Annotated in this window: 11 protein-coding genes; 10 read left to right on the top strand and 1 reads right to left on the bottom strand. The window is 38.1% G+C overall.

What is annotated here, in order from left to right:
• Positions 1-376: 376 nt before the first annotated feature.
• Both pyk and JNUCC25_RS23950 read left to right on the top strand, forming a co-directional pair.
• Positions 377-2,137 carry a pyruvate kinase gene (gene pyk, locus JNUCC25_RS23955; RefSeq protein ID WP_013059449.1) on the top strand — a complete coding sequence of 587 codons (1,761 nt, stop codon included), beginning with the start codon at positions 377-379 and terminating at the stop codon, positions 2,135-2,137.
• A 79-nt stretch (positions 2,138-2,216) separates the two neighbouring features.
• A complete protein-coding gene (locus JNUCC25_RS23950) occupies positions 2,217-2,609 on the top strand; it encodes an FxsA family protein (protein ID WP_035438703.1) in 393 nt (130 codons plus the stop codon).
• Positions 2,610-2,648: 39 nt separating this feature from the next.
• Here JNUCC25_RS23950 and ytvI read toward each other — a convergent pair whose 3' ends face one another.
• Positions 2,649-3,758 (bottom strand): sporulation integral membrane protein YtvI, encoded by a 1,110-nt coding sequence (gene ytvI / locus JNUCC25_RS23945; RefSeq protein WP_029320013.1) that lies wholly within the window; start codon positions 3,756-3,758, stop codon positions 2,649-2,651.
• A gap of 113 nt (positions 3,759-3,871) precedes the next feature.
• On the opposite strand from ytvI, the gene JNUCC25_RS23940 reads away from it, so the two are divergent.
• The 8 genes from JNUCC25_RS23940 to polA all read left to right on the top strand — a co-directional run bounded on the left by JNUCC25_RS23940 (position 3,872) and on the right by polA (position 14,373).
• Positions 3,872-4,333 carry a DUF441 domain-containing protein gene (locus JNUCC25_RS23940; RefSeq protein ID WP_013059446.1) on the top strand — a complete coding sequence of 154 codons (462 nt, stop codon included), beginning with the start codon at positions 3,872-3,874 and terminating at the stop codon, positions 4,331-4,333.
• 360 nt (positions 4,334-4,693) lie between these two features.
• Positions 4,694-5,812, top strand: a complete 1,119-nt coding sequence (citZ, locus tag JNUCC25_RS23935) for a citrate synthase (protein WP_013059445.1) — start codon at positions 4,694-4,696, stop codon at positions 5,810-5,812.
• 75 nt (positions 5,813-5,887) lie between these two features.
• Positions 5,888-7,180: an NADP-dependent isocitrate dehydrogenase gene (icd, locus tag JNUCC25_RS23930; RefSeq protein ID WP_255255780.1), complete on the top strand. Its 1,293-nt coding sequence runs from the start codon at positions 5,888-5,890 to the stop codon at positions 7,178-7,180.
• Positions 7,181-7,208: 28 nt separating this feature from the next.
• On the top strand, positions 7,209-8,147 hold the full coding sequence (gene mdh, locus JNUCC25_RS23925) for a malate dehydrogenase (protein WP_029320017.1): 939 nt from the start codon (positions 7,209-7,211) through the stop codon (positions 8,145-8,147).
• A gap of 133 nt (positions 8,148-8,280) precedes the next feature.
• Positions 8,281-8,757, top strand: coding sequence for a MaoC family dehydratase (locus JNUCC25_RS23920; RefSeq protein WP_029320018.1), 477 nt, complete (start codon positions 8,281-8,283; stop codon positions 8,755-8,757).
• A gap of 178 nt (positions 8,758-8,935) precedes the next feature.
• Entirely contained in the window at positions 8,936-9,652 is a 717-nt protein-coding gene (locus JNUCC25_RS23915; RefSeq protein WP_013085192.1) for a response regulator transcription factor, read from the top strand.
• Positions 9,645-11,417 (top strand): two-component system histidine kinase PnpS, encoded by a 1,773-nt coding sequence (gene pnpS / locus JNUCC25_RS23910; RefSeq protein ID WP_029320020.1) that lies wholly within the window; start codon positions 9,645-9,647, stop codon positions 11,415-11,417. Before JNUCC25_RS23915 ends, pnpS begins: the two co-directional genes overlap by 8 nt.
• Before the next feature lie 328 nt (positions 11,418-11,745).
• Entirely contained in the window at positions 11,746-14,373 is a 2,628-nt protein-coding gene (gene polA / locus JNUCC25_RS23905) for a DNA polymerase I (protein WP_029320022.1), read from the top strand.
• Positions 14,374-14,387: the final 14 nt, after the last annotated feature.

Below are 14,387 nucleotides of genomic sequence, written 5' to 3'. Positions count from 1 at the left end.
AAAACCTTTAAGTAAAAGTAGAAAAAGAGTGTTTTTTAAAAATTTCCTATGGTTACTAGCAGCTGTGCGAGCGTTTGTCTTTTCTCTAAAACGTGAGATATATAAGACAAATCAGGCAGCAAGTATTGCTGTATGAATTGCAGGGAATAGTAAAACAAGAAGCAAACGATGAAGAAATTCATCGTTAAAGTGCTGTTTATTTGTTTGCTATTTGATTCAGCGCTACGTAGGTATTTCATAAGTTACACGTAAAGCAAGGTGAACAAGTCAGGGCAACAAAATATTTGTTCATAGCCTGCTAGTACAAGGTTAGTAAAAGAAATAGCTATTTGCCCTATCTAAAGAGTAAATAGTAAATATATAGGAGGAAATTTGAATGCGTAAAACTAAAATTGTATGTACTATTGGACCAGCGAGTGAAAGTGTAGAAAAATTAGTTGAACTAATTAACTCAGGCTTAAACGTTTGTCGTCTAAACTTCTCTCACGGTGACTTTGAAGAGCACGGTGCACGTATTGTTAACATTCGTGAAGCTGCGAAACAAACAGGTAAAACAGTAGGTATCTTACTTGATACAAAAGGACCTGAAATTCGTACAAATACAATGGAAAATGGTGCAATTGAGTTAGAAGAAGGCTCTGAAATCATTGTTTCTATGACAGAAGTAGTGGGAACAACTGAAAAATTCTCAATTACATATCCAGGTCTAATCGATGACGTACACGTAGGATCAAAAATCCTTTTAGATGACGGTTTAATCGGTCTTGAAGTACTAGACATCAATAAAACTGATGGTGAAATCAAAACAAAAGTACTTAACCCTGGTACATTAAAAAATAAAAAAGGTGTAAACGTGCCAAATGTAAGTGTAAACCTTCCTGGTATCACTGAAAAAGATGCAAGCGATATTGTATTCGGTATCGAACAAGGCATTGATTTTATCGCTGCTTCTTTTGTGCGTCGCGCATCTGATGTATTAGAAATTCGTGAACTACTAGAAAAACACAATGCAGCTCACATTCAAATCATCTCAAAAATCGAAAACCAAGAAGGCGTAGATAACATCAAGGAAATTCTTGAAGTTTCAGACGGTTTAATGGTTGCTCGTGGTGACTTAGGAGTAGAAATTCCTGCTGAAGAAGTACCATTAGTACAAAAAGATCTAATCAAACAATGTAATGCGCTTGGCAAACCAGTTATTACAGCTACACAAATGCTTGATTCAATGCAACGCAACCCGCGCCCGACTCGTGCGGAAGCAAGTGACGTTGCCAATGCTATCTTTGATGGTACAGATGCAATTATGTTATCTGGTGAAACAGCTGCAGGTTCTTACCCAGTTGAAGCTGTACAAACAATGCATTCAATCGCTTCTCGTGCTGAGCAAGCTCTAAACTACTCTGAGATTTTACAACAGCGCAGCAAGCAAGTTGGCCCATCTATTACAGATGCAATTGGACAATCTGTTGTACACACAGCGCTTAACTTAAACGCTAGTGCAATCGTAGCGCCAACAGAAAGTGGTTATACAGCGAAAATCGTTTCTAAATATCGTCCGCAATCTCCAATCGTAGCTGTTGCAGCAAACGATTCTGTTGCACGTCGTCTGTCTCTAGTATGGGGTGTTACACCAGTTGTTGGTGAGCGCGTAAATACAATTGACGATATGTTAGATCACGCTGTAAATGACGCAGTGAAAACAGGCGTTGTAGCACACGGCGACTTAGTGGTTATTACAGCTGGTGTTCCAGTTGGAGAATCAGGTGCAACGAACTTAATGAAAGTTCAAGTTGTAGGTGACGTTCTTGCTAAAGGACAAGGAATTGGTCGTAAAGCAGCAGTTGGTAAAGTAGTTATTGCTAAAACTGCTGAAGAAGCAAATGCAAAAATGACTGAAGGTGCTATCCTTGTTACAAACAGCACAGATCGCGATATGATCAGTGCAATCGAAAAAGCTGGAGCTCTTATTACAGAAGAAGGCGGTCTAACAAGCCATGCAGCTGTAGTAGGGTTAAACTTAAGCATTCCTGTCATTGTAGGCGTAGAAAACGCAACAAGCGTATTCTCAGAAGATCAAGATATTACAGTTGATGCTTCACGTGGTGTCGTATACAACGGACACGCAAGCGTACTGTAAGAACACGTAGATGATAGAAAAAAGAGAAGGGTAATCCTTCTCTTTTTGTTTAGGCAATTCAATAAGCGAAGAGGTGATGATGGTGAGGAAGCTTCTTCCGCTCCTTCTTATTGTACCTGCTGTTGAGGTAATGATTTTGATTTATTCAAGTCATCTCATTGGTGTAATGTCAACATTTTTACTGATTATTGCTACCAGTTTTATGGGTGCGTTTCTAGCGAAAAAACAAGGAACATCTCTTTTTCAAAAGGCACAGCGTCAGATGAGCCAGGGACATGTTCCAAGCGGTGAAATCCTTGATGGTATGTGTGTACTATTTGGCGGACTGTTTCTGCTGTTTCCAGGCTTCTTGACAGATGTTGTAGGCTTTATCTTTTTACTGCCGTTTACACGCAGAATCGTTAAGCCTTTTCTTTTAACGTGGCTAAGAAGATTTTTTCAAGGACGTAATCGAATGACGATTATTCGTTAACTAGAAAGTGTGTGAAAGAAGCTTCTTTCACACACTTTTTCATTTTCCTATAATAAATTGCCACGTTTCTTTAAAAACCCCCGTTGTATGAAGTGTTTTTAGAATAACAAGAATAACAGGGCCAACTATTAATCCGAAAAATCCAATCAATTGATATCCTACAAATAAAGCAATTAATGTAGCGAGAGGATCAAGACCAATGCTTGATGACAAAATTTTTGGTTCCATAATTTGTCGCTGCACAAGTACTACAGCATATAGTACCGAAAGCCCTACAGCAAATGACACGTTATCTGTGGCAAAGGCATAAATCATCCAAGGAACAAAAACCAGTCCTGTTCCGAGGTAAGGAAGAATATCTACTAAGCCAATCAATAAAGCGACTGTAATAGCATAATCAACCCTAAGAACAAGTAAACCAAAAAGAACGATGATTGTGGTAATCGAAATAAGCGTAAGCTGAGCTTTAATAAAACCAAACAGTGCATTTTTAAGCTCCACAACAACTGTCTGTCCATTTTCCCTTACTTTTTTAGGAATAAACACGCTGCTTTTAGTTATCAGCTTGTACCAATCTTTACTAATAAAAAAAGTAGCCAGTAATGAAAAAATAATCACAGTAGCTGCATTAGGCAATACGGATAAAAGTACTGGGATGCTTTGCAATACATTTTGCAAAAAATCGCCCACCGTTTGAGCGATATGGTTGCCTACCCCTTTAATGTTCGATAAAATAGTTGCTTGCTGACCGGTATTTAAGTTATTAAACATAGAAGTAATGCGTTCATAAAACGGAAGTATTTGTTCTGTAGCAATATTTTCAATAAATATGACCACTTCTTTGAAATTTGTGGGAACAACTTTTGCTAAATACGTACTTCCTGCAATGATTTCTGTGATAAGTAACGTAATAAGTCCGGCTAAAAGAGAGAAGATAAGAACCATTGACAGTAAAACAGCTAAGTAGCGGGGTAAGCGCAGCTTCAATTCAAATAGATTAACCATAGGATTTATAAAAAAAGCGATGCAGCAGGCGATAATAAATGGATATATGAGAGAAGAGACATAATAACTAAGAAATATAGATGCTGCAATAATTGTCAACACACAAGCTAAGCGAAATAGTCGATGTAAATGAAGCTTGTACACAATAAATAGAGGCCTCCTTGTAAACGATAGTCAACAAAAGAAAAAGCTACTCATAAAATATTTACGTAATACGCTTTAGATTTATCACAATAAAAAAAGAAAGGATGAGTAAAATGTTCTCACAACCCATGCTTTTTTTAGCTGTTTTACTCGTAATTGGATTAGTGGCTAAAAATCAATCATTAATCATTGCAGTTGCATTTTTACTTATTTTAAAATTAATCGGGTTAGACGGTAAGGTTTTTCCGTTTCTACAATCAAAAGGAATTAATATTGGAGTAACGGTTATTACAATTGCCGTTCTTGTGCCAATTGCAACAGGAGACATAGGATTCAAACAATTAGGAGAGGCCGTGAAATCTTCTTATGCCTGGATTGCTCTAGGAGCTGGAATTGCTGTGGCAATTATTGCTAAATATGGACTTACACTCTTGGAGGATGATCCGCATATTACGACCGCTTTAGTTTTTGGCACAATTCTTGCTGTGGCGCTGTTTCAAGGGGTAGCAGTAGGTCCGTTAATCGGTGCTGGAATCGCTTATTTATTTATGAAATTAACTGAACTTTTTTCGTAGAAATTTTTGTATAATAATAATTTTTTTAAAATTTCTTCTCTCTTTTGATTCACAAAAGTCAGATAATTGTTTATAATATATTTTGAGGCCGCATCTTTTTACATACAATTGTATGTTTTACCTATAGGGCTGTAACAAAGCAATGACACATGCAGATGTTTTGATTTTGTGTGTTATTGAAACAAATGGAAATGTAAGCATTTTCTTTACGTGGGGTGAAGAAATGTTCTTCCAAGATATATATTCAAAAGAGGCGCTTCGTATATCATTTAATGTCTAGTTGAGCAGAGGCTCAATTTTGTTTTTCACGTTTTACACAGAAAGGTATGGGGAATTTTTTCTGTAAAGGAGTGGAGATTTATGACAGCAACTCGAGGTCTAGAAGGGGTAGTCGCTACAACGTCAGCAGTAAGTTCAATTATTGATGACACTTTAACATATCAAGGCTACAATATTGATGATTTAGCGAATTATGCAACATTTGAAGAAGTGGTGTATTTACTATGGCACGGAAAATTACCTAACAAAGAAGAATTATCTGTGTTTTCTAGATTACTAGCAGAAAACGCTAAATTACCCCAAGAAGTCTTAGAGCATTTCAAAACTTATCCAATTAAAGATGTTCATCCAATGGCAGCTTTAAGAACAGTCGTATCACTATTGGGGTTGTACGATCCTGAAGCTGATTTAATGGATGAAGAAGCAAATTATCGCAAAGCTGTTCGTTTGCAAGCACAATTACCAACGGTGGTAACGGCTTTTTCAAGAGTCCGTAACGGATTAGAGCCAATTGAACCAAACGAAAACTATAGCATTGCCGCTAACTTTTTATATATGTTAACCGGCGAAGAGCCAACTGATATCCAAGTAGAGGCATTTGATAAAGCACTTGTCTTACACGCTGACCATGAGCTAAATGCTTCAACTTTTACAGCTCGTGTCTGTGTGGCAACGTTATCCGATATTTATTCAGGAATTACAGCGGCTATTGGAGCGTTAAAGGGTCCTCTTCACGGGGGAGCGAATGAAGCTGTTATGAAAATGTTGTCTGACATTCAAACAGTTGAAAACGCGGAACCTTATATTCGCGAAAAGCTCGCGAAAAAAGAAAAGATTATGGGATTTGGACATCGTGTGTATCAGCAGGGTGATCCTCGTGCCAAGCACTTGAAAGAAATGTCTGAAAAACTTACCAAACAAGCAGGAGATACAACGCTATACGATATGTCAGTGAAAATTGAAGAGATCGTAACAGGCGAGAAAAAGCTTCCGCCAAACGTTGATTTCTATTCAGCTTCTGTATACCACAGCTTAGGGATTGATCACGATCTATTTACTCCGATCTTTGCCGTAAGCCGCGTATCAGGATGGATTGCTCACATTTTAGAGCAGTATTCAAACAATCGTTTGATTCGTCCAAGAGCTGATTATATCGGTCCTGGAAAACAAACGTACATTCCGCTTGAAGAGCGCAGCTAAACAATGTGACGAAGGTGCTCACGTTCGTTGAGCACTTTTCCATACGTGAAAGTAGACAAATTTTTTAAGGAGGTCATTCTCATGACAAAAGGTGAACAAATTTCTGTAGCAAACGGCGTATTAAACGTACCAAATAACCCAATCATTCCATTTATCGAAGGTGACGGAATTGGTCCGGATATCTGGGCAGCAGCTTCTCGCGTATTAGAAGCAGCGGTTGCAAAAGCATACAATGGTGAAAAAGAAATCGTTTGGAAAGAAGTATTAGCAGGTGAAAAAGCATTTAATCAAACTGGCGAATGGTTACCGGAAGAAACGTTAGATGCAATTCGCGAATACATAATTGCAATCAAAGGACCATTAACAACACCAGTAGGCGGTGGAATTCGTTCTCTAAACGTGGCATTGCGTCAAGAATTAGACTTATTCACATGCTTACGTCCTGTTCGCTACTTTGACGGCGTACCTTCTCCAATTAAGCGCCCTGAAGATACAGATATGGTTATCTTCCGTGAAAATACTGAAGATATTTATGCTGGTATTGAATATGCGAAGGGTTCTGAAGAAGTACAAAAGCTTGTTTCATTCCTACAAACGGAATTAGGCGTAAATAAAATCCGTTTCCCTGAAACTTCTGGATTAGGTATTAAGCCTATTTCTTCTGAAGGAACAGAGCGTCTTGTGCGTGCAGCAATCAACTATGCAATTGAACAAGGCCGCAAGTCTGTTACGCTTGTACACAAAGGTAACATTATGAAATATACAGAAGGCGCATTTAAAAATTGGGGCTATGAGCTAGCTGAAAAAGAATTCGGCGATAAAGTATTTACTTGGGCTCAATATGACCGCATCGTTGAAAAAGAAGGTGCACAGGCTGCAAACAAAGCTCAAGCAGAAGCGGAAGCAGCAGGAAAAATTATTGTAAAAGATTCAATTGCAGATATCTTCTTACAACAAATTTTAACTCGTCCACGTGAATTCGATGTAGTAGCAACAATGAATTTAAATGGAGATTACATTTCAGATGCATTAGCAGCACAAGTTGGTGGTATCGGAATTGCTCCAGGGGCAAATATCAACTACGAAACTGGACATGCTATCTTTGAAGCAACTCACGGTACAGCACCTAAATATGCTGGTTTAGATAAAGTAAACCCATCTTCTGTATTATTATCAGGTGTGTTAATGCTTGAACACCTTGGATGGAATGAAGCAGCGGATTTAATCATGAAATCAATGGAAAAAACAATTGCTTCAAAAGTAGTAACATATGATTTCGCACGTTTAATGGACGGCGCAACAGAAGTGAAGTGTTCAGAGTTTGCTGATGAATTAATTAGCAATCTAGGAAAACAAGTAACAGTTTAATAGCTATTCATTTAGGGGAGGAATTATAATGGCAAATATGCGTAAAAAAGTATCTGTTATCGGAGCGGGCTTTACAGGAGCTACAACTGCTTTTTTAATTGGTCAAAAAGAATTAGCTGATGTTGTATTAGTTGATATTCCGCAATTAGAAAATCCAGCTAAAGGTAAAGCGCTGGATATGTTAGAAGCAAGTCCTGTACAAGGCTTTGACGCTAACATTACAGGAACAGCCAACTACGAAGACACAGCTGATTCTGACATTGTCATTATTACAGCTGGTATCGCGCGCAAGCCAGGTATGAGTCGCGATGATTTAGTAACAACGAACCAAAAAATCATGAAGTCTGTTACTCAAGAAGTTGTTAAATACTCGCCAAACTGTCACATCATCGTGTTGACAAACCCGGTAGATGCTATGACGTATACAGTATTTAAAGAATCTGGTTTTCCTAAAAACCGCGTAATCGGTCAATCAGGCGTATTAGATTCTGCACGTTTCCGTACGTTCGTAGCGCAGGAGTTAAACATTTCAGTAAAAGATATCACAGGTTTTGTACTTGGTGGACATGGCGACGATATGGTACCTCTTGTACGCTACTCATATGCTGGCGGTATTCCTCTTGAAACGCTTATTCCAAAAGCGCGTCTTGAAGCAATTGTTGAAAGAACACGCAAAGGCGGCGGCGAGATCGTTAACTTATTAGGTAACGGAAGTGCATACTACGCGCCTGCTGCTTCCTTAGTGGAAATGACAGAAGCGATCTTAAAAGATCAGCGTCGTATTTTACCAGCTATTGCTTACCTAGAGGGTGAATATGGTTATAACGGCATCTACTTAGGTGTTCCAACCGTATTAGGAGCTGAAGGAATTGAGCAGGTAATTGAATTAGAACTGACTGATTCTGAAAAAGCTGCGTTAGATCAATCAGCAAAATCAGTTAAAACTGTCATGGGTGTATTAGCTTAATACAATAAAATAGGTTTGAGTATAGGTTTTTATCAATATTCAAACAATAGTCACAAGGAAAATTCGAGGGAAACCTCGAATTTTTCTTGTATATAAAGAAAAGCTATTACTTTATACAAAAGGTGGAATGATGATGGTATTAGGTAAAAAACAAAAAATAGGCCGAAGTATTGAAGATATAAAAGTTGGAGAAAAATTAACGCTAACGGAACGAATTGAAGATAAGGATATCTTATTGTACTTAGGGCTGACAAATGATTCTAACCCTTTATACATTCAGCATGATTACGCATCTCAGACCCCTTTTAAAAAACCTATTGTGCCAAGTATTATGATTACCGGTATTATGACAGCAGCCATTTCAAAGTATTTGCCCGGACCTGGAAGCCACGTTGCAGAACATACGGTAGCCTTCCCCAAAAAGATTCATCATTATAGCACGATTGAATTTTTATTTGAAGTGACAGAGGTAGATGTTTCTTCTAGAACTGTTACGGTTGAGGTGGAAGCGGTCAATGAGCAAAAAGAGAAAGTAGTAACGGCGCGGTTTCTTGTGTATCCGCCGTTTAGACTTCCATCAGTAGAGACACACGACTTTGAAAATTTTTAAAACGCCTTAAATATTTATAAATATAGAAGAAACTGTTTGATCATATTTTCTGAAAATGTTGAAATGTATTGGAGAACGAGGCTAAAACATTGTATGATAAGAGAAGATAAATAGAAAATAATATCATTTGGATGAAGCTGCGGTTTAATTTAACTAGATGGAGGCTTATATCGTTAATATGAGTAAGAAATTATTAGTCGTAGATGATGAACAATCAATTTCAACATTATTACAATATAATTTACAACAAGCTGGCTTTACAGTAGAAACAGCTGAAGACGGGGAAGAAGGATACAACAAGGCACTAGAAGGAAAACCGGATTTAATTGTGTTAGACTTGATGCTTCCTAAGATGGATGGAATTGAAGTTTGTAAAAAGCTTCGTCAGCAAAAAGTGATGACGCCTATTTTAATGTTAACTGCAAAAGACGATGAGTTCGACAAAGTATTAGGGCTAGAGCTTGGCGCAGATGACTACATGACGAAACCATTTAGCCCTCGAGAAGTAGTAGCACGTGTAAAAGCCATTTTACGCAGAACACAAATCATTGCTCAGGAAAATGAACAAGAGGAAGATGGCGAGCGCATCATGATCGGTGATTTAAAAATTCTTCCAGATCATTATGAGGCCTACTTTAATCAAGAGCAGCTTGAGCTTACTCCAAAAGAATTTGAGTTGTTATTATATTTGGCAAAATACAAAGGACGGGTATTAACTCGTGATCAGCTGCTAAGTGCAGTGTGGAATTATGATTTTGCCGGAGATACGCGAATTGTAGATGTGCACATCAGCCATTTGCGTGAGAAAATTGAACACAATACGCGAAAACCTGTTTATATAAAAACGATTAGAGGATTAGGATATAAGCTGGAGGAACCAAAGGTAGATGAATAAATTTCGTTCAAGGCTACTTTTGGCTCTATTAGTACTTATTATTATTGTATTAGTAGGTCTTGGCCTGCTGCTGGGACAGTTGTTTAAAAACTTTTATTTTCAGACGTTTCAAGAGCGAATGGAAAAAGAGGCAAAGCTTGTAGAAATGTACATTAGCGAAGAAGGTATCACAAGTCCTGCTTTAAAATCTAAAGTTGATCAAATCAGCCATTCGTTAAGTGTAAGAACGACTATCGTTCAAAAAGACGGAAAAATATTAGTTGACTCAAATCCAGGCAGCAAGCAGCAAAGAATCGAAAAAAGTATCGTAATCCAACAAGTATTAAAAAAGCAGTTAAACAGTAAAAAAAGCTTTGATCAAATTAAAGAAGATTATGACTTATATTACTATGGTATCCCGCTGATTATAGAAGGTAAGCAAGAGGGATTTGTTGTGCTAAGTACATCGTTTGATTCATTAAAACAAGTAAATCAGCAAATTTGGGGCCTTCTTATTGGAAGTTTAGGTCTAGCTTTGATTGTGATTTTACTCTTAGGTGTAAAGATTATGGGACGCTATACCCGTCCTATTGAATCGGCAACCAAGGTGGCTATGGAACTTGCAAAAGGGAATTATAAAGCTCGTACATATGAAGATTATGTAGATGAAACAGGGATGCTGAGTCAGTCTATTAACGCACTTGCTCGTAATCTGCAAGAGTCTATCACTAATCAAGAAATGCAGCAGGACAGGCTGCGCACGCTAATTGAAAATATGGGAAGCGGCATGCTTCTTATCGATAGTCGAGGCTATATAAACTTAGTGAATCGAGCTTATAAAGAGCAGTTTCATATACATCCGGATGACTTCCTTTATCATTTGTATTACGAGGTATTTGAGCATAAAGAAATCATTAAGCTTGTGGAAAAAATATTTATGACGGAAGTAAAGGTTCGAAAACAAGTGGTTCTGCCTTTAAATATTGAACGAAGATATTTTGATGTTTATGGAGCGCCGATTATTGGCTTAAATGATGAATGGAAAGGGATTGTGCTTGTTTTCCATGATATTACCGAGCTAAAAAAACTAGAACAAGTTCGCCGTGACTTTGTAGCGAATGTGTCTCATGAACTAAAAACTCCTATTACGTCTATAAAAGGGTTTAGTGAGACATTGTTAGACGGTGCCATGGAAGATCCACAGCTGCGCCAGCAGTTTCTATCTATCATTTTAACGGAAAGTCAGCGCATGGAGAGCTTGATTCAAGATCTTTTAGATTTGTCTAAAGTTGAACAGCAAGGCTTTAAACTAAGCATTCATTCAGTAGATTTGAATACGCTTCTTTATGAAGTGACGACAGTGCTATCAAACCGAGCAACTGAAAAAGAAATCACGCTAACGTTAGATACGCTTCCTGAAGAAGCGTGGATTGATGGTGACAGTCAGCGCCTTATGCAAGTGTTTGTTAACTTAATCGGCAATGCGCTCATGTATACAATGCCTGGAGGAACTGTTCACGTTTCGCTTGAAGAGGAAGAAGAAACGATTACGGTTCATGTTCAAGATACAGGTATCGGTATTGATTCTGATGAAATTTCACGTATTTTTGAGCGCTTTTACCGAGTAGATAAGGCAAGAAGCCGTAATTCCGGAGGAACAGGTCTTGGATTAGCAATTGTTAAACATCTTGTTGAAGCTCATAAAGGGGAAATTGAAGTGGAAAGTGAAGTCAATAAAGGGACAACTTTTTCAGTGAAGCTGCACAAGTATTTGCCGCAGATGTAAAATGTTTACGTTCCTTTTACAATTTATTTAATGTAGCTTAATAATTAATTGATACAATTTTTCATGGAAACCCCTTCATCCAAGGAGCCAATGTGTAAGGCGAAAATAGCTTTAACCGTGCTATTTTCGCCGATTCTTTTTGACAATTTCTATCCATTCACATGTTACACCGCCTAAAATAACTAGGCGGTGTTTTTATTTTATGATGTACAGATCTTATCACCACATGAAAATAAAACGTTGAACTCAAGATTACTTTTTGTCCTTAAAGCTTATTGTTTGTTAAAATAAAGGTAAGATAAGAAGAGAGCGAAATGGAGGAACATGAATGACACAAAAACTAGTATTAATTGACGGGAATAGTATTGCCTACCGTGCATTTTTTGCTTTGCCGCTTTTAAACAATGATAAAGGAATACATACAAATGCTATATATGGCTTTACTACAATGCTGACACGTATCTTAGAGGAAGAGAAGCCGACGCATTTACTTGTGGCATTTGATGCAGGGAAAACAACGTTTCGCCACAAAACATTTACAGAATACAAAGGAGGCAGACAAAAGACGCCTCCTGAACTTTCAGAGCAGTTTCCCTTTATTCGTGAGTTATTAGATGCATATGGGATTAAGCGCTATGAACTGCCTGATTATGAAGCAGATGATATTATCGGTACGCTTTCAAAACAAGCTGAAAAAAAAGGAATGGACGTAAAAGTCATTTCCGGGGATAAAGATTTACTTCAGCTTGTGTCAGAACATGTAACCGTAGATATTACGAGAAAAGGAATTACGGATGTCGATTCCTATACGCCTGCAGCCATTGATGAAAAGTATGGTATTACGGCTGCACAAATTATTGATATGAAGGGCCTTATGGGGGACAGCTCGGATAATATCCCAGGCGTGCCCGGAGTCGGCGAAAAAACAGCCTTAAAGCTATTAAAAGAGTTCGAAACGGTTGAAAATGTATTGAAATCTATCGATCAAGTCAGCGGTAAAAAATTAAAAGAAAAGCTAGAAGATAATCGTGAATCAGCCATCATGAGTAAAAAGCTTGCAACTATTTATTGCGAAGCGCCTCTGGAAGTATCTGTAGAAGATGCAAAGTATGACGGGTTTGAATCTTCAAAGGTCATCTCATTATTTAAAGAGCTTGGGTTTAATTCTCTGCTTGCTAAATTTGGTGAATCAGCAGAAGAGGAAGCAGATTTTGAAGAACTGACGTTTGAAATAGCGCAGGAAGTTCACGATGATATGTTAACAAGCGAAGCAGCTCTGATCGTAGAAGGGTATGAAGAAAACTACCATCACAATCAGCTGCTCGGTTTTGGAATCAGCAACAAGAATGGCCACTATTTTATTGATAAAGATACAGCTCTTTCATCTTCTAAATTTAAAGCATGGTTAGAAGATGGACGTGTAAAAAAGACGGTGTTTAATGGAAAACGTACGATTGTATCGTTAAAATGGGCGGGGCATGAAATTAAAGGAATTGAACATGATGTAATGATTGCTTCTTACATCTTGAATCCTGCTGAGGCAAATGATGACCTAGCAACAATTGCAAAATTAAAAGGATACCATCAAGTGCAATCAGATGAAGCTGTGTATGGAAAAGGAGCTAAGCGAAGCATTGCGGAAGCTGCTCAGCTAGCTGAGCATGTTATAAGAAAAGCAGCCGCCGTAGCTTATTTAAAAGAAGTGTTAGAAAAAGAATTGGTTGAAAATGAACAGTTTGAGCTGTTTGAGAAGCTTGAAATGCCTCTTGCCATTGTCCTTGCTGATATGGAATATCAAGGGGTGAAAATTGACCGCGCGCGTTTGGATGAAATGGGCGAAGATCTTCGAGAGCAGCTTGAAAAAATTGAAGCGAAAATCTACGAATACGCTGGACAAGAATTCAATATTAATTCGCCAAAGCAGCTAGGAGTTGTTCTTTTTGAAAAAATGCAGCTTCCAGTCATAAAGAAAACAAAAACAGGCTATTCCACATCAGCCGATGTATTAGAGCAATTAGCTAGTACCCATGATATTATCCCAGAGATTTTACAATACCGTCAGCTAGGAAAATTACAGTCTACGTATATTGAAGGATTAAAAAAGGTTATTCATGAAAGCGATGGAAAAGTTCATACCCGCTTTAATCAAACGTTAACTCAAACGGGGAGGTTAAGCTCAGTAGATCCTAACCTGCAAAACATCCCGATTCGTCTTGAAGAAGGTAAAAAAATAAGAGGTGCGTTTGTGCCTTCACAGCCTGATTGGTTAATATTTGCGGCGGATTATTCACAAATTGAGCTGCGCGTACTGGCTCATATTGCAGATGATGAAAAGCTAATCGATGCGTTTAAGCATGACTTAGATATTCATACGAAAACAGCGATGGATGTGTTCCACGTCGAAAGAGAAGAAGTAACGTCGAATATGCGCCGCCAGGCTAAAGCAGTTAACTTTGGAATCGTCTATGGCATCAGTGATTACGGTTTATCGCAAAGTTTAGGAATTACAAGAAAAGCAGCGGCTACTTTTATTGAACGCTATTTAAAAAGCTTCCCTGGTGTACAGGAGTATATGGATACGATTGTACGCGATGCAAAAGAAAAGGGATATGTAACAACGCTCTTGCACCGCCGACGTTACTTGCCTGAAATCACGAGCCGAAACTTTAACCTCCGCAGCTTTGCTGAGCGTACGGCTATGAATACGCCTATCCAAGGGACGGCAGCTGATATTATTAAAAAAGCAATGATTGAAATGGATAAGCGCTTAAAAGATGAAAATCTTCAGGCTAAGCTGCTGCTTCAAGTACACGATGAGCTGATTTTTGAAGCTCCAGAAGAAGAAATTAAAATTTTAGAGAAAATCGTACCAGAAGTAATGGAGAACGCTTTAGAGCTAGAAGTTCCGTTGAAAGTAGATTATTCTTACGGAAAGACTTGGTACGAAGCAAAGTAGTGGAAAAAGGATGT

The sequence above is a fragment of the Priestia sp. JNUCC 25 genome (assembly GCF_053667915.1).
Note: the sequence above shows the minus strand (reverse complement) of the source record. Positions and strands in the feature narration are given on the sequence as shown.

Excerpts from the sequence above, each read along its gene's own strand:
- JNUCC25_RS23920 (WP_029320018.1), top strand. The coding sequence starts at position 8,281 with ATGGTATTAGGTAAAAAACAAAAAATAGGCCGAAGTATTGAAGATATA.
- pnpS (WP_029320020.1), top strand. The coding sequence starts at position 9,645 with ATGAATAAATTTCGTTCAAGGCTACTTTTGGCTCTATTAGTACTTATT.
- citZ (WP_013059445.1), top strand. The coding sequence starts at position 4,694 with ATGACAGCAACTCGAGGTCTAGAAGGGGTAGTCGCTACAACGTCAGCA.
- polA (WP_029320022.1), top strand. The coding sequence starts at position 11,746 with ATGACACAAAAACTAGTATTAATTGACGGGAATAGTATTGCCTACCGT.
- mdh (WP_029320017.1), top strand. The coding sequence starts at position 7,209 with ATGGCAAATATGCGTAAAAAAGTATCTGTTATCGGAGCGGGCTTTACA.
- JNUCC25_RS23915 (WP_013085192.1), top strand. The coding sequence starts at position 8,936 with ATGAGTAAGAAATTATTAGTCGTAGATGATGAACAATCAATTTCAACA.
- JNUCC25_RS23940 (WP_013059446.1), top strand. The coding sequence starts at position 3,872 with ATGTTCTCACAACCCATGCTTTTTTTAGCTGTTTTACTCGTAATTGGA.
- JNUCC25_RS23950 (WP_035438703.1), top strand. The coding sequence starts at position 2,217 with ATGGTGAGGAAGCTTCTTCCGCTCCTTCTTATTGTACCTGCTGTTGAG.
- pyk (WP_013059449.1), top strand. The coding sequence starts at position 377 with ATGCGTAAAACTAAAATTGTATGTACTATTGGACCAGCGAGTGAAAGT.